The organism is Brucella ciceri (assembly GCF_041930145.1).
In the GTDB taxonomy this organism is placed as follows: domain Bacteria; phylum Pseudomonadota; class Alphaproteobacteria; order Rhizobiales; family Rhizobiaceae; genus Brucella; species Brucella intermedia.
Window position 1 is genome coordinate 33,849 of the sequence record NZ_JBHEEV010000009.1, and the last position, 20,558, is coordinate 54,406.

Below are 20,558 nucleotides of genomic sequence, written 5' to 3' on the forward strand. Positions count from 1 at the left end.
CGCCAGCCGAGGGGGCAATTACGAACGCGGAACCCTGGTCCAATGGCCGGTGCCGCCGTCATTATAGAAATCGATGTCAAAACCCTGTACCTGACCTTGATCGACTTTGAAGACGATGGATGCAAGCGAACCAACAAGTTCGGCTTCTCCGACCGGGACGAAGGCGAAAGTGTCGCCGTCCCAATGTTGCAGCGGGAACTGCATTTGCTTCGGACCGAGAACGAGTGTCAGCGTTCCGTTGACTTCCTTGACTTCCGTCTTGCCAAAATAGGCATTATCGAAACTGCCGGTATATTCCTGCAAGGCTTTGGACGGTAATGGCGCGGCTGGCTTCTCCTTGAAGGACAAGTCGCCCTGTGGCTGGAAAAAGCCCTTCATGGCACCGTTATATGCGGCGAACCAGTCCCGGGAGGCTTTGCCGTAGAGCGCTATGTCCGTGAATTGCGCAACCACCGATTCCGCGGCGCCCACCGGTGCGCCATTGGTCAGGACGATGATGCCGATATCGGCCGAGGGTACGATCTTGAACGCCGTGCCCGCGCCGAGCAGGAAGGCGCCGGAATGGCCCATCGACGGGCGACCGCCGAGTTCCGTGTTGACGTTGAAACCATAGCCATAGAAGCCGGATCGGGCGCTGGTATCGTGTGCGCGGGCGCTGAAGGATTGCGGCGAAAGCGCTGGCAGGAGCGCCTCTTCCGCGATCAGGCGCTTACCCTTGTACTCGCCATTGGCCAGCAGCAGTTTCACCCATTCCGCCAGATCGACGACGGTGGACGACACGCCGCCTGCCGGCGCCTGTTCATCGGCATTGCGCTGCCCGAGAGGCAGGAACCTACCGTTCTGATAAACATGCAGTGCGGCGCGATTGTCATTCGCCACATAATCGGCATGGCGATAGCTGGTCGATTTCATACCCAGCGGCTGGAGAAGCTGTTCGTCGGCGAGTTTGTCCCATGGTTCATGCGCTGCCGCTGCAACCGCCTCCGCACCGATGGTCGTGCTGAAATTCGCATAATGATAGGAGGTGCGGAACGGATCGAGCGGCAAATGCTGCAAGCGGGCGATGACGTCGTTGCGTTTGAAGCCGAGGTCTTCGAGATCGTCGCCCGCCGTGCCCGGCAAACCGCTGCGATGTGCAAAGAAATCCCCGATGGTTCCGTGTTCGGACACATAGTCGTTGTTCAGTTTGAAACCGGAAAGATGTTTTGCCACCGGATCGTCCCACGCAACCACGCCCTTCGTCACCTCAATGGAAGCAACCGTCGCGGATATGGATTTCGAAATCGAAGCGATCTGGAACACGGTGTCGGCATTGACGGCGGCGTCCTTGCCGATTTCCCTTTTGCCGTAGCCTTTCGCAAACACGGTCTTGTCGCCGCTGACCACGGCGACCGCCATGCCGGGAACATGGCTGCGCTTCATGATGTCGGCCACGATCTGCGGCAGGGCCTTGAGCGCGTTTTCGGTGCTTCCTTTCGGAATTTGCACGACATCGGCAGCCGGATTGGGTTGGCGCTGAATGGAAACCGACTGCGACAGGGCAGCTGTCGAGCAGCCGAGCACGAACAGACAGGCTAGGACGATGGATGACGTACTGGTTCTCATGCTGGCTTTCATGGCTGCCTTAAAACCCCGTTTGATAAGCGATGCGGAAAACACCCTGATTGATGTTCAGGGTCTGGTCGCGTTGGTGGACGAGCCCTGTTTGCAGAATGATGCCGATAGGCGTGACATAGGTAACTGTGCCTGCTACGCCCCAATCCCAATCGGATTGAAGCCCGTATTGCGCCAGTCTTTCGTCCCCGCCGGACAGTTTGCGTATCGCGGTTGTGGCGTTGAACTGCCAGCGGTCGTGGGAGAGCGACAAGGATGTCACGCCATTGCCATTGGAGACCGGCGTGCCACGAAAGGCGCTTGAAAAAGTGGCTTCGTTGAACCAGCTCAGGTTCCACTTGTCGGTCAGAGCCGTGTCATAGCGCAGCCGGGCGGAAATCGTGTTGGCGCCTTCGCCATAACCGGGCTCCGCCTCCAGTCTTCCGACATCCACGCCGCCGGATATGTTCTTCAAGCCCGGCACGTTGCGGAAATCATAAGTCAGGATGAACGAGTTCAGGTCGTTGCTGAATGCAGGCGGTTGGCCTTCGGTGGGCGAGATGAAACCGTCGTCGAGGCTGAGGCGGCGGTCGAGAACCGTATCGTCGCGTTTGAACACCAGACCGGCGAAGGAATGCGCGCCCATATTTTCGGTATTGAAGGTATAGCGACCGCCAAGCCCGATGGAGCCCTTATACTGAAAATCATCGGTGAAGCCGGTGTAAAGCCCATCAATGGCGTGCCAGCCGTCGCCGAAGCCGATGTCCATCTTGCCGCCATAGAGCGCAAAATTGTCACGGGTGTAAGAGGCGAACAGGTTTTTCAGATTGAAGCCAAGATCGGAAAAGGCGTTGTCGTTCGTTGCTTCTACGGAAGAGTCGAAGGTGATTTTCGAAAGGATGGAAAATTGCTGCGACAATTGCCAGACAAGGGCGGCTTCCGCCGTGGGCTGCACGCTGTTCCAGTGCGAACGCGGAATCTGACCGTTGCTGTCCTTGATGCCGAAATAGCCGGTATAGCCGGTCATGAACAGCAGTTGACCGTTCAGTTTCGGATAATCGCCGGTCGCATCCGTGTCGCCCAGCTTGCTGTAGGGCGTCAGGAATATTTCGGTTTTGAAAATGTCGCGCTTTTCTTGCGCAAAAGCGTCCGGCGTTCCGGCCCCAAGCAAGGCTGTGGCACCAAGCAGAGTGCTGTATATCAGGTGACCGGAAAAGGCTGCTTTCTGTCGCCTGCCAAATCGCCGAAGCGGCGCGAAATTCTGCATGGTTATCGGGCCAGTTCAGCGGCCAGTTCGCGTATCTGCGAATGGATATTCTCGAACATGCCGAAATTGACCCGGCTGGCAACGACGAAAATACCGAGCTTGCGATTGGGCGACAGAACCGCATAACTCATGAAACCGCCGAGACCACCGCTTTTACCGAGCAGGAACGGGGTTTCATCACGGGGCAAGGTAGCAACCCAGCCAAGCCCCATGCCGTCCCCTGCCGTTACTTCGGTCCCAACTACATGCTTCAAGCCGTCATAAGGCAGCCAAAGCGTATGATCGATCAGGGCATCTTCCCGCAACTGGTCCGCACCGTCTAGGTGCCAGCGCATCCAGCGCACCATATCGTCCGCAGTCGTGTAGATACCGGCGCTGGCATACATGATATCGGGAACAGGGCTGTTGGCATCCGGCTTGTCGAGAGGGTCGAGCCCGGTCATCAGCCGCTTTTTCTGCTCGTCGCTTAATACGTTGGTCGTGTCGGTGAGCCCTGCCGGTTTCAGCACCTCATTGGCGAGAACAGTGGAATAATCTGCGCCGCCGGCCTTGGCGAGTGCATCACCCAGAAGGCCGTAGCCGAGATTCGAATAAATCGTCGTGGTGCCGGGAACATAAGCAGGCTTGTTGCTGCCGATCCACTTCCAGTAATAATCACGGTCGAAGGCCGCAAACGGATTATCCGTGATTTTCGTATCGGGGTTGGGCAATTCGCGCGGCAGACCTGCGGAATGCGTGGCCAGATCGAGCAGGGTGACAGGGCGTCCGTTAACTTCGACCTTGGCACCTTCCGGCGCATATTTTGCGAGCGGATCGGTCAGTTTGAGTTTGCCTTTGGCGGCGAGCGCCGCCAGCACATCACCGGCAAAAACCTTGGAAACGGAGGCAATACGGAAAACCGAATGCGCGTCCGGCTCGACATTGCTGCCGGGGGCTGTCTCCCCATAGGCCTGGATGATGCTTTTATCGCCCTGCACGACGGCGATGATCAGTCCCGGTGCACCGGAGTTGAGAAAAAGCTGCATGCCTGCCATGGATACGGCATCCTTCAAGGCAAGATCTTCAGCTTTTGTCTGAACGTTGTGGGCAAGCAGAATACTGGCGGTGGCCAGCGAGAGTATTGTGAAATGCGCTAGCATCCGAGATGGCATGCGGGAATCCTCAAAGAACCGTTGGGGAGGATGTTCTGGTGCTATCACCATCCAGTAAACTGTGGGAATAACAAGAATCCAAGGACGAAACGACGTGCCGGTTTGACGAATGACATGCCACCAAAAGCGCAATGGTTCCGACATGTTAAGCGATTATATGCCCATACGCTCGCGCAGTTGTTTTCGGTAGGAGCGTGACACGGGCCATGCCCGGTCAACAGACCGCATCCTGATCTGCCATTTGTCAATTTTTCTGCGGTCCACATTGACGACGTGCAGCGAATTGACGAAAGCGGTTCTGTGTACCCGGAGAAAGATTTTCGACGGCAGCAGGCTGGACCACATGCCCAGCGAGCGCGAATCGAGCAGCATAGACCCATCTTCGAGCCAGATTTCGCTGTAATTGCCTGCCGAACGCACCCCGACGATGATTTCAGGTTGAACGCCGCGCACCACGCCGCGATTGCTCAGATAGACGAGGGGCGCCGCATTTTCGGGCGCGATTGTCTTTTCCAGCGCGTGACCGGTCGAGTATTTTGCCTGTCCGATGAGATTGGCGCATTGGAACAGGGCGTTGACTTCGCTGGTCGACCATATCTTGTTCGCGACGGTCGTGTCGAAGCCGATGATGCCGCGCAGTTTGTTGTCATAGAAGACGGGTACGCTGAGGACGCTTTTATTGCCCTGACGGAGAAACTCTACCTGGATCGCACGCGCCGTCCGGGGCAGGTCTGTCACGTCGTGGACCGCCACCGCATGGCCCAGAACCAGATATTTGTGCAGCCAGGCGATGAGCGTGGTGGGCGTTTCCTGAAGCTCGGAGATATAGGCCCTGGTCTGCCCCCGGCACCATTCATGGGTGTTGCAGAACCGAAGCAGGTTTGGCCGATACTCGATCATCCATGCCCGGTCTGCGTTCGATGCCGTGCCCATCAGGGCGAGTTGTTCAGAGATAGCTTCATCGACGGCATATTTGAGCAGGTTCATGCCGCAGAGATAGGGCCAGTCCAGCACTGCGCTGCGCGCAAGGTCCGCCTTGGCGTGAATCCTGTAAGAGCCTAGGTCTTCTGACACGTCGGTCTGGAGCATGGCCTGTCCCCCGCCCAACCCGGAAATCGAGTGAAATGCCGCGGGGTGTTTTCTTGTCCGATTGGATACCCCGGCATCATTTGCACCAACGAAAAGGGGTGAGCCTACTGCTGATGAATTAGCAACATCAGTTTTGCTCCAACGAAGGGCTTAGTCAAACTTGAGTTTTGAAAATTGGCACTGTGCTGTGTTTTTGTGGGACGTTGTTCCAAAGACCCCGAGAACAGTTGAAGATTTTGGTTGGCGCAATTTTGCTGTCCGATCGCGATTATATCTTGCGCATGCTGAAGCCGGTCGTTTCGGTCTGCCTTTTTTCGAAGCATTTGTCTGGCGCAAATAAATAATCGACGCATCGCGCTTGCCAAAGGTGATGGCTAGCTTAATAAGGCGAAAATGAAAAACAGCTAAACGCTTGATTTTACTGGTGCCGCTTGCGTGACTCGAACACGCGACCCCATCATTACGAATGATGTGCTCTACCAACTGAGCTAAAGCGGCCCGGAACGTTGCGTTCCAATTTCCCGAAGGAGCCAACCGTTTCCGGCTGGACGGTGCGCTGATAACCAAAAGCAGGGAGGAAAGCAAGGCCCAATTCAAACAAACTCCATGTTTGTTCAAAAGCTTTCACAACATGCACGTCGCCACCGCCCTCCAACGCGCAAAAAGCCGGATTTATGAGTAAGCAGGCGATCGTGCCGTGCGAACCGGAAGGCAGTTCTCCCGCGCCAGCCGTCTCGCCGGCGCGGTACCGTCACGTTTCCCGGAATCATGCGCTTGCGCAAAGGCGCTGGCGGGCTTCCTTATATTCCCGCTCGAGGCGGTCGATCAGTTGTCCCGCAGGGGCTACTTCATGGATCGCCCCGATGCCCTGGCCGCAGCCCCAGATATCCTTCCAGGCCTTGGCGCCTTCCTGCTGCGCAGTCTCGAAATCCATCTTGGAAGGATCGGCTTCGGGAAGGTTGTCAGGGTCCATGCCGGAATTGGCGATGGATGGCTTCAGGTAGTTCCCTGCAATGCCGGTAAAGTAGTTGGAATAGACGATGTCGGAGGAAGTCGAGTGGACGATCATCTGTTTGTAGGCATCCGTCGCGCGCGCTTCCGTCGTGGCAATGAACGGCGAGCCGATGTAGGCGAGGTCAGCGCCCATGGCCTGTGCGGCAAGAATCGAGTTTCCGTTGGCGATGGCGCCCGAAAGGAGCAGGGGACCGTCGAACCAGGAGCGGATTTCCTGCACGAGCGCGAAGGGCGACAGCGAACCGGCATGGCCACCCGCACCGGCTGCCACCGCGATGAGACCATCCGCGCCCTTGCGAATTGCCGAATTGGCGTGACGGTTGTTGATGACGTCATGGAGGACGATGCCGCCATAGGAATGGATTGCCGCATTCACTTCCGGCACGGCACCGAGCGAGGAGATGACGATCGGCACCTTGTATTTCACGCAAAGGCCGAGATCGTGCTCGAGGCGCTTGTTGGAACGGTGCACGATCTGGTTGACGGCGAAGGGTGCTGACGGCCGGTCCGGATTGGCCTTGTCGTAAGCAGCAAGCCCTTCGGTGATTTCCGCCAGCCACTCATCGAGTTGTGCCTCTGGACGGGCATTGAGAGCAGGAAAGGAACCGACGACGCCTGCCTTGCACTGCGCCATCACCAGAGCCGGATGCGAAATGATGAATAGGGGAGCGCCAACCACCGGGATGCGCAATCTGCTTTTCAGAATATCCGGCAAGGCCATTTTCAATCTTCCTCCATGATTGACGTTTCCGTAAACGTAATAGTTCTAGCATCTCCTTGCCGGGCGGCAATATCAAAAGCACGCAAGCTGGTCTGTCGCCGCTCAGCCGTCTTTCGGCATTGCGACAGAACATGCCGAACACGATCGATATGGCGCCCCTTATTTATTGGACGACACGCGCGAAGAGAATCGCCGCTATAGTTGAGGATGTTTCGAGCACCTGCAATGGGTGCAGTTTGGTATTGCAGAACTATACGGATGGGGGAAAACCGCATTCAGAGTTAATATTTGGTGTCTCTGTTAAGCTTATCGGCTAGTCAAAGCGGGTGAAGAACAGGTAAATGCCTTGATTCAGACGTTAATTTCGCTGAGGCTTATGAAAGCGTCTGCATCGGGAACCGCTTGCACCTGTTGAGGGCGTAACGAGACGGCGGAAAAACGAACAAGGGAAGAGCAGCCTTTGGAAAGCATTGAGCGCGCGATCAGGAATGCATTTGCCAAGGCGGATGCACACAATCCGGCGACCCGCCAGCGAATCTATGAATCCGCCTGGGGTGCGCATGAGCGCGCTCTTGCGACAAACGCCGCGCTCAGCGATGCGCAGAAGGAACAGCGCCGCCAGAACCTCAAGGACGCGATCTCCGGCATCGAACAGGAATTCAAGACCGGTGGAGAGACGAGCGCCCGTCACGAGCCGACGCTCGATGCACCCCTGAGGGAAGACCCGGTGCTTGGCGGCAGGGTAGAGGAAACATCGCCCGCGCTCGATACCGGCGATATTCGTGCGACTTCGCGGCAGAAGAAGCGCAGCAATGCCGACCTCGGCTATGAGGGCGGCGTTTCGCGGAAGGACCGCCGCAAGAAGAAGCGCCATTCGCCTTTCTACAGCTACGGCATTCCAGGGCTTGTGCTCGCGGTTGCGGCTTTCATCGGCTATTCGCTTTATAACAGCTTTATCGATCTGAGCAGCGGACCGGCCAACAATCCGCTGCACAGTGAAGGCAATATCGCTCCCCTTAAGGAAGGCGAGGAGCCGGGCGGGTTGAAATGGATCACCATCTTCCAGCCTTCGGAAGCCACACGCATGTCGGTCAAGGGACGCGCCACGGCTGAAATCAGGCAGGAGGGCACGCGCAGCTTCGCCCGCATCCAGTCCGCCGGAGCCGAAGATACGGTCACATTCGATGTGGGTGAGGGCATTCTGGATCAGCTGGTTGGCAAGACGGCGACCTTCAACATCGTGGCCCGCGCCGACGACGGCAAGACGACCCAGATGTCTGTCAACTGCGATTTCGGCGGTCTCGGCGATTGCGGACGCAGGCGCTACGACGTGCGTGATTCCGTGAGCGATTTCCTTTTCGATATGGAAATGCCATCGGGTCAGAAGGCAGGTCGTGCAGGCACGATCACGGTCAATTCGGATCTCAGTGGTTCCGGCAAGGCGGTCAATATCTACGAAATCCGCGTTTCGACGGCGGCCAAATAATCAGGAAAGCAGCTTTTCGAGCGTTTCGAGCCGGTCCGCTTCGCGGGGCGGCTTGTCCCAGCGCAGCCGCGAAAAACGCGGAAAGCGCATGGCGACCCCCGATTTGTGGCGCGTGGAACGGTTGAGACCTTCAAAGGCGACTTCCACGACCAGCCCATGATCGGGTTCGGCGCGCACGGATCGCACCGGCCCGAAACGCTCGGTGGTATTCTCGCGCACAAACTTGTCCAGCAATTTCAGTTCCTCGTCCGTAAAGCCGAAATAGGCCTTGCCGACCGGCACCAGCACGGGTTCATCCTCCGGTCCCGTCCAGACGGCGAAGGTGAAATCGGAATAATAGCTCGACCGTTTGCCGTGCCCGCGCTGGGCATAGACGATCACCGCATCGACGGTGAAGGGATCACGCTTCCATTTGAACCACGGTCCCTTGGGGCGGCCCGGAAGGTAGGTACTATCGTGGCGTTTCAGCATGACGCCTTCGATGACCGGATGTGGCGGATTGGCGCGAAACCGCGCCAGTTCCTCAAAGTCGGAAAATGGCAGAACGGGCGAGAGATCGAAGCGGCGCGGATCGAGCCTGCTGACAAAGCTTTGCAGGCGCGCGCGGCGCTCCAGAAAGGGCAGGGCGCGCAGATCGGCACCGGTCTGCTGGTTCCCTTCCTGCAACAGGTCATAGGCCCGCACGAAGGCCGGATAGTCGCGCAACTGCTTTGCGCTTACCGTCTTGCGGTTCAGCCTCTGCTGGAGGTCGGAGAACGTGGCTGTCTCTATGCCGGTTTCGCCGTGATGGCCAACCAGCAACTCGCCATCGATCGCCCCTTCGAAATCCATGGCTTCCAGAATATCGGGGAACGCGCCGGAGATATCGTCCCCCGTGCGCGAATAGAGGCGGCGCAGGCCGTTTTCCGCGACAGCCTGAACGCGAATGCCATCCCATTTCCACTCGGCCGTAAAGGCGGATGCGTCGAGCGAGGGGATTTCCGCTTCATCAAGGGCCGTCGCCAGCATGACAGGGCGAAACGGAGCGGCTGCGGTGGCCGCAGGCTTTTCACCGCGGTCTTCCAGCCAGGCGAACAGCGCCTCATAGGGTGGTGACTGGCCGTGCCAGAGTTCTTCTATTTCCACGACGTCGACGCCGCCGAAATCTGCCAGCGCCTGCTTGGCCAGACGGGCGGAAACCCCGACGCGCAAGCCCCCGGTCACGAGCTTCAACAGTGCGTAACGTTCGGAAATGCCAAGCACATCGAGCCATCCGGCGACGAGCATCGGGCCTTCGCGGCGCGAAGCGTTCTGCAATTCGTGCACCACGATGCCAAGCGGCAGATCGGCTCCGGGGGCAGTTTCGCTGGGGCCGGGCCAGATCAGCGAGATCGTTTCGGCAAGATCGCCGACATAATCGTAGGAATAGGCAAACAATGTCGGGTCTGTCCGCTCGGCGATGAGCGCGCGCAGCATGGCCGGCTTTACGCTTTGCAGCTCCAGATCGCGGGTGATCGCTGCCAGCGCCACGCCGCGATCAGGGTCCGGTGCTGTGCGGAAATGGTCGATGAGCAAGCGCAGCTTGCCGTTGCGCTGCGGCGTCAGAACGAGCCGGTCAAGAAGTTCGGCGAAAGCGCGCATCAGTCGCCCTCATCTTCATAGCCAACGAGATGCAGCGGCTTTGCCGGTATGTTCTGCAACTCGCACCAGCGAACGAGAGCTTCTTCACGTCCATGGGTAACCCACACTTCTGCGGGGGCGATTTCCGTTATGGTCGCCGTCAGCTCATCCCAGTCGCAATGGTCGGAAATGATGAGCGGCAGTTCAACGCCTTGCTGTTTGGCGCGCTGTCGGATGCGCATCCAGCCTGAGGCAAAGGCTGGGACTGGATCGGGAAACCGTCGTGCCCAGCGGTCGGAGAAAGCCGAGGGCGGGCCGACGATGATCTTTCCTGCAAAATCCGGTTGTGCCGCACTGCGTTCCAGCGTGGCCGGTTGGAGAGGTCCGAGATCGACACCTTGCGTTTGATAATACTCGCAGATCTTTTCCAGCGCGCCGTGGATATAGATCGGTTCCCAATAGCCTGCATTGCGTATGAGCTTGATGACCCGCTGCGCCTTGCCCAGCGAATAAGCCCCGACAAGATGCGCACGCTCGGGAAACTGCCGGATCGATTTGAGAAGCGTCGCGATCTCGTGTGCTGCATCCGGGTGACGGAATACCGGCAGGGCAAAAGTGGCTTCGGTGATGAAGACATCACAGGCGACGGGCTCGAAAGGGGCGCATGTCGGATCGGCTGCCCGCTTGTAGTCGCCCGAAGCGACGATGCGGGTGCCATCCATTTCCACCGCGATCTGGGCCGAGCCAAGCACATGGCCCGCTCCATGAAAGCTTATCCGCACGCCATTGATCATGAGGGTTTCGCCGAGGCTTACCGGTTGCGTCGTTTCTGCGAAATTCACCCCATAGCGCAACGCCATGATGTCGAGTGTTTCGCGCGTTGCCAGCACATGGGTGTGGCCCGAACGCGCGTGGTCGGAGTGCCCGTGGGTGATGAGCGCACGTTCCACCGGGCGCACCGGGTCGATGTAAAAATCGCCGGGCGGGCAATAAAGACCTTTGGGAGAGGAGCATAGAAGCTGGTTGAAGCGCATGGTTTTCAAGATAGGTCACGAAGTCCACCCCGAAAAGGGAGGGAGCCTGCGTCTGCTGACAAAATGAGAACAAAAGTGAACAAACACCTTGGCGGTTCGCCTCGCTGCGATTAGATTGACGGCGTGACACTGAACCAGAAACCCGCCGCCGCATCTGCCGCCTTTCCCTTGCCGGACCGTTTTCTCAAATGGTTCGCGGCCAAGGGCTGGTCGCCGCGCGCCCATCAGTTGGAGCTTCTGGCGCGTGCCGAACAGGGCCAGTCCACGCTGCTGATTGCCCCGACCGGCGCGGGCAAGACTTTGGCCGGCTTTCTGCCTGCGCTGGTTGATCTGGAAAAACGCGGCCGCCTGAAGCCCAGCATGGCGAAACGCGGCGTGCATACGCTTTATATCTCGCCGCTAAAGGCACTTGCGGTCGATATTCACCGCAATCTCACCGTGCCGGTCGAGGAAATGGGTCTCGACATCACCATCGAGACGCGCACCGGCGATACGCCTGCGCACAAGCGCCAGCGACAGAAACTGGCGCCGCCGGATATTCTGCTGACGACGCCGGAGCAGCTTGCGCTGTTGATCGCATCCAAGGGTGCGGAACAGTTCTTCAAGGGCCTGCGCTACGTGGTGCTGGACGAATTGCACTCGCTGGTCATTTCCAAGCGCGGGCATCTTCTGGCGCTGGGGCTGGCGCGCTTGCGCCGCCTGCAACCGCAATTGCAGACCATCGGCCTCTCCGCAACGGTGGCGGAGCCTGACCAGCTGCGCCGCTGGCTGGTGGAACAGGATGGCGACGATTCCATGGCCGGTCTTGTGACGGTCGACGGCGGTGCCAAGCCGGAAATCACCATTCTCGATTCCGATGAGCGCGTGCCATGGGCAGGACATTCCTCGCGCTATGCCATCCCCGATATCTACGAGGCGATCCGCCAGCACCGCACGACGCTTCTGTTCGTCAATACCCGCAGCCAGGCGGAGATGTTGTTTCAGGAACTCTGGCGGGTCAATGAGGACACGCTGCCAATTGCGCTGCATCACGGTTCACTCGATGCGAGCCAGCGCCGCAAGGTCGAGCAGGCCATGGCCGCCAACACCTTGCGCGCTGTGGTCGCGACCTCGACGCTCGATCTCGGGATCGACTGGGGCGATGTCGATCTGGTCATTCATGTCGGCGCGCCGAAGGGGGCGAGCCGCCTCGCGCAGCGTATCGGCCGCGCCAACCACCGGATGGACGAGCCGAGCCGGGCCATTCTCGTGCCCGCCAACCGCTTCGAGGTGATGGAGTGCCGCGCCGCACTCGACGCAAATTATCTGGGTGCACAGGATACGCCGCCCCTGATCGAAGGGGCGCTGGATGTACTGGCCCAGCACGTGCTTGGCATGGCCTGCGCCGAGCCTTTCCAGGCCGACCAGCTTTACCGTGAGGTGCGAAGCGCCGCACCCTATTCGAGCCTTCCGCGAGACACGTTCGACCGCATTCTGGATTTCGTGGCGACCGGCGGCTATGCGCTCAAGACCTATGAGCGGTTTGCGAAAATCCGCAAGACCGTGGACGGCACGTGGCGGGTGTCCAATCCGCGCATCGCGCAGCAATATCGGCTCAATATCGGCACGATTGTCGAAGCGCCGGAGCTGAATGTCCGGCTTACTCGCGGCGGCAAGGGCGGAAGCGCAAGGGGTGGACGTGTCCTTGGCCGGATCGAGGAATATTTCCTGGAGACGCTGACTGCTGGCGACACCTTCCTGTTTGCCGGAAAGGTTCTGCGCTTCGAAGGCATCCGCGAGAATGAATGCATCGCCTCCAATGCGGCCGGTCAAGATGCCAAGATACCTGTCTATGCGGGAGGGAAGTTTCCGCTTTCGACCTATCTTGCCGCGCAGGTGCGCGCCATGCTCGCCGACCGCACACGCTGGCAGTTTCTGCCGGAACAGGTGCGGGAATGGCTGGAAGTGCAGCAATGGAAATCGGTGCTGCCTGCAACGGACGAGCTTTTGATCGAAACCTTTCCGCGCGGCAGTCGCTTCTACATGGTCGCCTATCCTTTCGAGGGCCGGCTGGCGCACCAGACGCTCGGCATGTTGCTGACACGCCGTCTGGAACGCATGGGCGCGCATCCGCTGGGCTTTGTCGCGACCGATTATTCGCTGGGCTTATGGGGCCTCAAGGATATGGGCGCGATGATCGGCTCGGGAAAACTCAGCCTTACCCGGCTCTTCGACGAAGACATGCTGGGCGACGATCTCGAAGCATGGCTTGATGAAAGCTACCTTCTCAAACGCACTTTCCGCAATTGCGCCGTGATTTCCGGGCTTATCGAGCGCCGTCATCCGGGACAGGAAAAGACAGGCCGTCAGGTTACGGTTTCCACCGACCTGATCTATGACGTCCTGCGCACCCACGAGCCGGACCATATTCTATTGCAGGCGACGCGCGCGGATGCCGCGACGGGGCTGCTGGATATCAGGCGTCTGGGCGACATGCTGGCGCGCGTGAAAGGCCATCTGCTGCACAAGCCGCTCGACAGGATTTCGCCGCTGGCGCTGCCTGTGATGCTCGAAATTGGGCGCGAGCGCGTGGCAGGCGAAGGAGATGAAATGCTGCTTGAAGAAGCGGCAGACGATCTGATCAGGGAAGCAATGCAATGAAAACTGCGGTGTGGGGAAGTGGAGAGGCCTACAATCTGGCCCATACGCAAGTGCGTGACGTTGCGGCTCTGTGTGATCCATCCGGCGCGCTGTTTCTGCCCGATCTGCACATACTCATCGTTTCCGACCTGCATCTGGAAAAAGGCTCGTCCTTTGCCCGGCGCGGCCAGCTCATCCCGCCCTATGACACGGCGGCAACGCTCGACATGCTGGCGGTGGCCATCGCGCGCTATCAGCCACGAACCGTCATCAGCCTCGGCGACAGTTTTCACGATGCCAAGGCCAGCGAGCGTCTGCCGTCGCTTTATGCCATCCGGCTGAAATCGCTGATGGAGCATCGCGACTGGTTCTGGATCACCGGCAATCACGATCCGGATCGCCCGGTCGACCTGCCGGGGGATTGTGTCGAGGAACTGGCGGTCGGACCGCTCACCTTCCGGCATGAGCCGTCACGCAAGGCCGGGCAGGGCGAGATCGCAGGCCACCTTCATCCCGCCGCGCGCATCGTCAGGCGCGGCCGGTCGGTGCGACGCCCCTGTTTCGTGAGCGACGGGGAAAGGCTCATCATGCCTGCTTTCGGAGCCTATACGGGTGCGCTGAACATTCTGGATCGCGCCTTCCGCGGGCTCTTCGCCGATGAGGCGCTGCGCGCCTATATGCTCGGTCAGGGCAAGGTTTACCCGATAGCGCGCGGTGCGCTTTATGGCGGTTAATCCCGACGGAACAGAATGCGCCCGAACCATCCGGTGAAGACGGCAAGGAAAACGGCAAACAGGCCGTAGAGAAAGCTGTTCTGATGGGCCGCGTTGTAGATGCTCTGCTCGAAACCCGCCTTGACGATTTCGAGGCTGGCATTGGCTTCCCGCAGGAAAACGCCGTTGCGAAACAGAAGCGCCCGGGCCTTGTGGCGACCCACCGGCACGTTGGCGGGGAGGTTCAGCGTGGCGCGGAACAGCGTGCGCGAAATGAACTCCACGCCACCGATGCGCTGCGTATAGAGGCCCTGGCGGATTTTCATCTCGCGCAGTTCATTGCCAAATCTCGGAATATTGCCCGACAGACTGGCAGGGTCTTCCGGCACGAGATAGAAATTGCGCACGCCCACGGAAAGCTGGCGATAGGTTTTCTCGTCGGTAATGTCCTGCAAATTGCGGGTGGATGCCAGCGAGTATGAGAGCGGGACCCCCATGAAGGTCTCTGAAACCGCATTCACCCAAACGCCGAGATAACGGTCCTTCTTGCGCACGACCAGATCGCGGGACGGGCCTTGCAGCACCACGATGATGTCGTAACGGCCCTGTCGCTGGATCGTGGGATCGGCATTGTCGAGCGCGCCGAATATTGTGAGATCGGTGCCGCCGAAATTCGATGTGATGGCGATGGTTTCGGTGGAAAGGCCGATTTCGATGGTCTCATCGGCGGGGTTCTGCAATTGCGGAACCGTGTTGCCATTGCCGCTGGAATCGACCTGCGCCAGCGCGCTTCCCGTCATCAGAAGGAAGATCAATGCGGAGGAAAGCGTGAAGCTCCGCATGTCAGATATCCGCAATCGAAATGGAGAAGAGGTTGTCCGGCCGCACGAAAAGCCCGAAGGCGAGGCGCAGGCCGACCGCCAGCACCAGAAGCGCCAGAAGAAGACGCAACTGCTCGCCGCGAAGTTTCTGCCCGGCACGTGCGCCATACTGCGCGCCGATGACACCGCCGACCATCAGAAGGAAGGCCAGCACAATATCGATGGACTGGTTGGTCGTTGCTTGCAGCACGGTCGTGACCGCAGTGACGAAGGTAATCTGAAACAGTGAGGTTCCGACAACCACATTGGTCGGAACATGCAGCAGGTAGATGAGCGCCGGAACCATGATGAAGCCGCCGCCGACACCCATGACCGAGGAAAGCAGGCCGATGAAGAAACCGATGCCGAGCACCGGAATGATGCTGACATAGATGGTGGACGCACGAAACCGCATCTTGAAGGGCAGGCGGTGTATCCATGTGTGCTGGCCCGAGCGCCGCACGGCCCCGCCTTGCCCCTTCTTCACGCGGCGAAGCGCTCGCAGGCTTTCCACGAGCATCAGTCCGCCGACGGTGCCGAGAAAGAAAACGTAGAGAATGGAGACGATCAGGTCCAGCTGGCCGAGATCGCGCAGCCATGAAAAGACGAAGATGCCGACGAGGGACCCCAATATGCCGCCTGCCACCAGAAACAGGCCGAGCTTGATATCGAGCGTTCGGCGTTTGAAATGCGCCAGCGCGCCTGAAACCGACGAGGCGATGACCTGATTGGCGCCTGTGGCGACCGCGATGGCAGGTGGAATGTTATAAAAGATCAACAGTGGCGTGATGAGAAAACCGCCGCCAACACCGAACAATCCGGAAAGAAAACCCACGGCGGCGCCCATGCCTAGTAGAACCAGCATGTTGACCGACAATTCCGCAATGGGAAGATAAATACCCAATTCCCAACCCGGCTTTCACGAACGCACGACACACAGCTGCTTGCGGTCGCGTTTCTCCGCAAGATGTCTCACCTTACCAAAGCATCTCCGGCAACATTATGAAAATAGTGTGCGCCCGGAAATGCATGAAAACAAGTAGTTAGGCTTTAGTCTGCTCGTGAGTTCCAGCCTGGCCACCTCTCATAATGTCTTGCTCTGTCGTCATCGGGAAGTCAAACGCCGAATGCCGATAAGGTTACCTTGCAGGACTATATTGAAGGAAAAATCCGGGGTGTTGTTCAAGAACAACAAAAAGAGCGCCCAAGATCATCGAAAACAGCTTTTTTCAAGATAATCCTACCTATTATATGGGATATACTATCAAAGATAGCGGCGCTGATGCGCAATGAATCAGTCTGCGGCGTTCTGGCGATTGCTGATGACGATATTGATATCTTCTTTCGGCGTGATGACCGAATGGCCGGACGACGGATAAAACTGCGCGCGGATCGAAATGTTGTCCGACATCTTGCTGTCGGTCAGGCTGCCGTTCTTTATGATGTAAAGGTAGGGATTGGTCAGGTTGACACTGAAATTCCCGGCAAAACGGCTGCTGGATTTGAAGCCGAAGCAGTTCATGCTTTCGGCATAATAGCTGCCATTCATCACATTCCAGTCTTCCATCGGGCTGGAGCGTGTCAGGCAGGTTTTCTTGCCGTCCGGCGTGGTGAAATTCGCATTGAACGATACGGCTATGAAGATGTTCTTCAGTTCAGAACTGCCGGAAAGAACCTTGAAAATGGATTTGTAGGGATGAATGTCTTCGGCGGGAATAAGCTGCTTGTCGCCGGAGGAGATTTCAAAGTCGATCGCATCCCCCTGGAAATTCTTGATATCCTTGTCGAGCGCGAGAGGGATTTTCGCGATGATACCGTTTTCCATGTCGTTGTTTACATGCAAGAGCATAGTCTATCCCCTCGTTGATAGGACGTAGATAATAAGCCTCAACGAGTCGGATCAACCTGTCACTTCTTTCAGAAGAATGCGGACGAAACGCAGGAAGGGCGGCCTGGGCCGCCCTTGCAGATATCCTTATGGCTCCAATGAGTTACTTGTTCTTTTCAAGCAGGAGCTGAACCAGTTTCTGGTCGACATCGCCGGTGGGCTTCTGTCCGTTTGCCTTCTGGAACGCCGCAATCGCGGCGCGGGTCTTGCCGCCCATAACCCCGTCGGCTGTGCCGATGTCATAACCGTTTTTCTGAAGGATGAGCTGGATGTTGCGGACGGCCTTCTTCATGTCCACCGAGCCGGTGGTGACAGGCTTTGCTTCGGTCCACGCATCCGGAACGTCGATGGAATTGGTCGCCTGATCGAGCGGCTTCGCCTTCCACAGCTTCACCATATCCTTGGCGCGTTCCAATTGCTCCGGCTTCAACGCCTTGGCGATCTGGTCGCGCTTGTCGGCTGCGTCCTTGTCACCGGCATTGGCGGCAAGCGAGAACCACTTGTAGCTTTCTTCCAGATTGACCGGCATGCCAAGGCCCTTGGCGGCAAGAATGCCGAGATTGAACTGGCTGTCCTTGACGCCGAGTTCAGCCGCATCGGTGAACCAGCGCACGGCTGAAGCATTGTCCGGGTTGCCATTGGCGCCGGTTGCGAAAAGCACGGCAAGATTATGCATCGCGCTCGCATTGCCCTGCTGGGCCGAGAGCTGGTACCAGGTCTTGGCCTTGTCCAGATCGCGGGGCATGCCAAGGCCCTTTTCGTTGAAGTTGCCGAGACGATACTGCGCGGGGGCAAAGCCCTGACCTGCCGAAATCTCGTACCACTGTGCCGCTTTGGCAAAGTCGGCGGCAACGCCGCGGCCTTCCATGTAACGGTTGCCGACTTCAAAGAGCGCGCGCGCGTCGCCCTTGGCAGCGGCTTCACGAAGCGCTGCCGGACCCGCTTCTTCCGGCACTAGCGGAATGGCAGCTTGAGACTGGGCTGCGGGCTCGGTCGCTGCCGTGGTTTCCACCGGCTGCACCGGATTGGCGGCCGTTTCCGTCGCTGTTGCGGCAGGCTGTTCAACCTGCGCCGGGATATCCATCGCGGCCTGTTGCTCGTCTGTCTGCGCTGCTTTTTCCTCGCGCGGTTCCGTGATCGGAGCTGGCGCCACAGGGGCAGCTTCAGCGGATGGCTGTGCTGCGAGCGTGGTGTCGGCGGTGATCTTGGCGGCGATTTCGTCTGCTGGCGCTGGCGTCGTGTCTGCGGCAGTGGTGTCGATCTGCGCTGGCGCGGTATCAATTGCCGTTTCCACCGGCTCGTCGCGGTTGAGGAATGCAGAACCGATCTGGAGTCCGGCCATGGCGATCATCACGGCGCCGATGGCCATCAGGATAGGCTTGCGCTGGCGCTGGATCATGTCGCCAACAGACGACTTCTTCTTGTTCGTGCGCTTCGCCGCACCCTTCTGAAGCTGCTCGGACTCGGCGGCGGCAAGCTGCGCGGCGCGTCGGGCGGCGGTTATGAAGTCCACCTTGCCGTTGGCGGCAAGTGCGGCATCGGCAGCATCTTCGCGCTGGCGGCGTTCTTCACGCACCCGCTTCATAATCGAATTGAGGTCCGGCATGCCTTCACCCTCGGGGCGAGGGGACGGGGTCCGTTCCAGCTCGGGTTCCTTGCGGGTGATCGCTTCCACGGCAGCCAGCTCGCTGTCGAAAGCAGGGGTGTTGAATGTCGCGTCGAAGGCACTGGCTTCGAGCACTTCGTCGCTCTTACCGGCGGATTTGTCGGCGCGGCGACCGCGTATCGCTTTGGCGAAACCGCCGAAGAGCGAGGACTTTTCAGCCGTGACGTCTGCTCGCGTGTCGGCGGGACCGGCTTCGCTCTGGACGGTTGCAAATGCCGCTGCCGCAGCCGCTGCGGCTGGTGACCGCGTTGCCGACGGGCGCTGCGAACCGGAATTGGGGGAGGGCAGCCTTTCGCCGTCCGCCCGTCCCGCGACGTCCTGCTCCAGCCTGGCCAGACGGTCGACGATCTTGACCAGCGTGTCATGGACGGTCTCGAAAGTCTTGCCGTTGCGCTCGTCGGAATTGCGCGCCAGCGCTTCCAGCGATTTCATGTCCTCGGCCAGCTGCCGGGCAATCACGCTGTCATTGTGCGATCCGTGCTGTAGAACGCGTGCAACGGCGCTTTCCGCCGCCTCACGCGCGGCATCGAGCACGGTTTCGCGATTGGAGGCGATGGAACGCTCGATGGAATCGAGACGCGGCTTCAGTTCGGCAATCTCGGCCACCGGTTGCGCAAGGTGGTGGGCGATGTTGGCAATCTGATCCTCAAGGCTCCGGATCGCCTTCACGTCCAGCCCCGGTCCGTCATAGGCCGGTGCCTGAAGGAGACCCAGCGAAATCTGCTGCGAAAGATCGTCGATCCGGCCTTCCAGCGTATGGAGCGCACTGGGGTCGACATGCTGCGTGGCATATTGCGCGTCGAGACGCTCGGTCAGTTCCGCAAAGCGGCGGTCGATCTTGTCCAGAACCAGAGGATGCGGCTCCTCCGACCGGCGCTCGGCTGCTTCGAGCTTCTGGCCGATGGCTTCAAGACGCGCTTCAACGGCGTGATAGTCGGACTGGCTGAGATTTTCCATCACCTTGCCAACCTGATTGGCGAGCAGGTTGATCTGGTGTGCGAGCTGGTCGATGACGCCATCCGGCAGCGCCGAACCGCTCGAAAGCCCGTCGATGCGTGAGGAAAGTTCGCCCAGCTTGCGGTAAAGCGCGTCGGAATTCTGCTGCGTCGCCGAAGTGGCGAGTTGGTCCGCAAGTTCCGCCAGACGGCCTTCGATCCGTTCCAGACGACGCGCGCCGTCCTGATCGGGCCGCTGTGCGCGGCTTGTCGCGATGATGGCGCGGCTGATTTCGTCCAGCCTCTCGTCGATCTGCTGGAGACGGTTCTGTTCGAGCGACGCGGCGTGTTGCGGGCTCAGCGATTCCTCGATGGAGTTTGCCAGCTGGCTGATGCGGTCTTCGATCGCGCTCAAACGGTTCGATTGCGGCAAGGTGCCGATTGCGTCGCGCACCTGCTCAAGCCGCGAGCCGATGGCGTCCAGCGCGGGATCCACAGCGTTGTGACGCTGCTCGAATGCCTCGAAACGGGCGTCGAAGCGATCCCAGCGGTTGTTGAGGCGATGCAGGGTTTCCTCGCGGGCAAGGCCCTGGACGGTGCGGTTGAGCTCATCGAGCTGGCGGCGGAGCGCCTGCGCATTGGCCTCGCTGCTGCGGTCTGCAAGATGGCGCACGCTGTCACTGATGCGTTCGAAGTCTTCGCTTACCCTTTGCGAGAGCCCTTCTTCGCTTGCGGCGCGCTGAAGGCGGGTCATTTCGCGGCTGGCGCGGCTGACCTCGACATTGGATGCATAAGACAGCGGCTCTTCATGGCTTTCGCGCATGCGGCGCAGGTTTTCGGCGATTTCGGCAAGGCCCGTTACGGTTTCGTCCGGATAGCGGGCGGGCTGGCGTTCCGAGCGCAGAATGTTGCGCATATCGGGA

General features: G+C 59.2%; 14 protein-coding genes and 1 tRNA gene. 3 read left to right on the top strand and 12 right to left on the bottom strand.

All coding sequences use genetic code 11. From position 1 onward, the window contains the following. Positions 1-18 precede the first annotated feature (18 nt). The 6 genes from JNC63_RS16990 to JNC63_RS17015 form a co-directional block, all read right to left on the bottom strand. Entirely contained in the window at positions 19-1,605 is a 1,587-nt protein-coding gene (locus tag JNC63_RS16990; RefSeq protein ID WP_081252472.1) for a serine hydrolase, read from the bottom strand. A gap of 19 nt (positions 1,606-1,624) precedes the next feature. Further along, the gene (locus tag JNC63_RS16995; protein ID WP_245670727.1) at positions 1,625-2,764 is read right to left on the bottom strand and encodes a hypothetical protein; all 1,140 of its coding nucleotides are present in this window, start codon (positions 2,762-2,764) and stop codon (positions 1,625-1,627) included. A gap of 98 nt (positions 2,765-2,862) precedes the next feature. Further along, entirely contained in the window at positions 2,863-4,011 is a 1,149-nt protein-coding gene (ampH, locus tag JNC63_RS17000; protein ID WP_100229458.1) for a D-alanyl-D-alanine-carboxypeptidase/endopeptidase AmpH, read from the bottom strand. Positions 4,012-4,164: 153 nt separating this feature from the next. Beyond that, positions 4,165-5,100, bottom strand: coding sequence for a LytTR family transcriptional regulator DNA-binding domain-containing protein (locus JNC63_RS17005; protein ID WP_006470560.1), 936 nt, complete (start codon positions 5,098-5,100; stop codon positions 4,165-4,167). A 422-nt stretch (positions 5,101-5,522) separates the two neighbouring features. Then, positions 5,523-5,598, bottom strand: a tRNA-Thr gene (locus JNC63_RS17010). Positions 5,599-5,866: 268 nt separating this feature from the next. After that, complete coding sequence (locus JNC63_RS17015; RefSeq protein ID WP_006470561.1) at positions 5,867-6,835, bottom strand: NAD(P)H-dependent flavin oxidoreductase; 969 nt, start codon at positions 6,833-6,835, stop codon at positions 5,867-5,869. A gap of 460 nt (positions 6,836-7,295) precedes the next feature. Between JNC63_RS17015 and JNC63_RS17020 the strand changes: the two genes are divergently transcribed. After that, a complete protein-coding gene (locus JNC63_RS17020; RefSeq protein WP_006469334.1) occupies positions 7,296-8,321 on the top strand; it encodes a hypothetical protein in 1,026 nt (341 codons plus the stop codon). Here JNC63_RS17020 and JNC63_RS17025 read toward each other — a convergent pair whose 3' ends face one another. After that, entirely contained in the window at positions 8,322-9,941 is a 1,620-nt protein-coding gene (locus JNC63_RS17025; protein ID WP_063620297.1) for a cisplatin damage response ATP-dependent DNA ligase, read from the bottom strand. Further along, positions 9,941-10,954, bottom strand: a complete 1,014-nt coding sequence (locus JNC63_RS17030; RefSeq protein WP_063620296.1) for a ligase-associated DNA damage response exonuclease — start codon at positions 10,952-10,954, stop codon at positions 9,941-9,943. Before JNC63_RS17030 ends, JNC63_RS17025 begins: the two co-directional genes overlap by 1 nt. A gap of 123 nt (positions 10,955-11,077) precedes the next feature. On the opposite strand from JNC63_RS17030, the gene JNC63_RS17035 reads away from it, so the two are divergent. After that, a complete protein-coding gene (locus JNC63_RS17035) occupies positions 11,078-13,594 on the top strand; it encodes a ligase-associated DNA damage response DEXH box helicase (protein WP_063620295.1) in 2,517 nt (838 codons plus the stop codon). After that, positions 13,591-14,307 (top strand): ligase-associated DNA damage response endonuclease PdeM, encoded by a 717-nt coding sequence (pdeM, locus tag JNC63_RS17040; RefSeq protein ID WP_006469330.1) that lies wholly within the window; start codon positions 13,591-13,593, stop codon positions 14,305-14,307. The genes JNC63_RS17035 and pdeM overlap by 4 nt, the downstream gene beginning before the upstream one ends. Here pdeM and JNC63_RS17045 read toward each other — a convergent pair. The 4 genes from JNC63_RS17045 to JNC63_RS17060 form a co-directional block, all read right to left on the bottom strand. Continuing rightward, the gene (locus JNC63_RS17045; protein ID WP_063620294.1) at positions 14,304-15,128 is read right to left on the bottom strand and encodes a TIGR02186 family protein; all 825 of its coding nucleotides are present in this window, start codon (positions 15,126-15,128) and stop codon (positions 14,304-14,306) included. The two genes, pdeM and JNC63_RS17045, sit on opposite strands and share 4 nt — an antisense overlap. 1 nt (position 15,129) lies before the next feature. Further along, positions 15,130-16,011: a sulfite exporter TauE/SafE family protein gene (locus JNC63_RS17050; protein ID WP_025090993.1), complete on the bottom strand. Its 882-nt coding sequence runs from the start codon at positions 16,009-16,011 to the stop codon at positions 15,130-15,132. A 429-nt stretch (positions 16,012-16,440) separates the two neighbouring features. Beyond that, entirely contained in the window at positions 16,441-16,995 is a 555-nt protein-coding gene (locus JNC63_RS17055; protein ID WP_006469327.1) for a hypothetical protein, read from the bottom strand. Between the two features lie 142 nt (positions 16,996-17,137). Then, the gene (locus tag JNC63_RS17060; RefSeq protein WP_374846592.1) at positions 17,138-20,389 is read right to left on the bottom strand and encodes a peptidoglycan-binding protein; all 3,252 of its coding nucleotides are present in this window, start codon (positions 20,387-20,389) and stop codon (positions 17,138-17,140) included. Positions 20,390-20,558 lie beyond the last annotated feature (169 nt).

What these genes read in the sequence shown, in the direction of transcription:
- JNC63_RS17015 (WP_006470561.1), bottom strand. Translation starts at nt 6,835, where the DNA reads ATGGCCTTGCCGGATATTCTGAAAAGCAGATTGCGCATCCCGGTGGTT.
- JNC63_RS16990 (WP_081252472.1), bottom strand. Translation starts at nt 1,605, where the DNA reads ATGAGAACCAGTACGTCATCCATCGTCCTAGCCTGTCTGTTCGTGCTC.
- JNC63_RS17060 (WP_374846592.1), bottom strand. Translation starts at nt 20,389, where the DNA reads ATGACCCGCCTTCAGCGCGCCGCAAGCGAAGAAGGGCTCTCGCAAAGG.
- JNC63_RS17025 (WP_063620297.1), bottom strand. Translation starts at nt 9,941, where the DNA reads ATGCGCGCTTTCGCCGAACTTCTTGACCGGCTCGTTCTGACGCCGCAG.
- pdeM (WP_006469330.1), top strand. Translation starts at nt 13,591, where the DNA reads ATGAAAACTGCGGTGTGGGGAAGTGGAGAGGCCTACAATCTGGCCCAT.
- JNC63_RS17030 (WP_063620296.1), bottom strand. Translation starts at nt 10,954, where the DNA reads ATGCGCTTCAACCAGCTTCTATGCTCCTCTCCCAAAGGTCTTTATTGC.
- JNC63_RS17055 (WP_006469327.1), bottom strand. Translation starts at nt 16,995, where the DNA reads ATGCTCTTGCATGTAAACAACGACATGGAAAACGGTATCATCGCGAAA.
- JNC63_RS17045 (WP_063620294.1), bottom strand. Translation starts at nt 15,128, where the DNA reads ATGCGGAGCTTCACGCTTTCCTCCGCATTGATCTTCCTTCTGATGACG.
- ampH (WP_100229458.1), bottom strand. Translation starts at nt 4,011, where the DNA reads ATGCCATCTCGGATGCTAGCGCATTTCACAATACTCTCGCTGGCCACC.
- JNC63_RS17050 (WP_025090993.1), bottom strand. Translation starts at nt 16,011, where the DNA reads ATGCTGGTTCTACTAGGCATGGGCGCCGCCGTGGGTTTTCTTTCCGGA.
- JNC63_RS17005 (WP_006470560.1), bottom strand. Translation starts at nt 5,100, where the DNA reads ATGCTCCAGACCGACGTGTCAGAAGACCTAGGCTCTTACAGGATTCAC.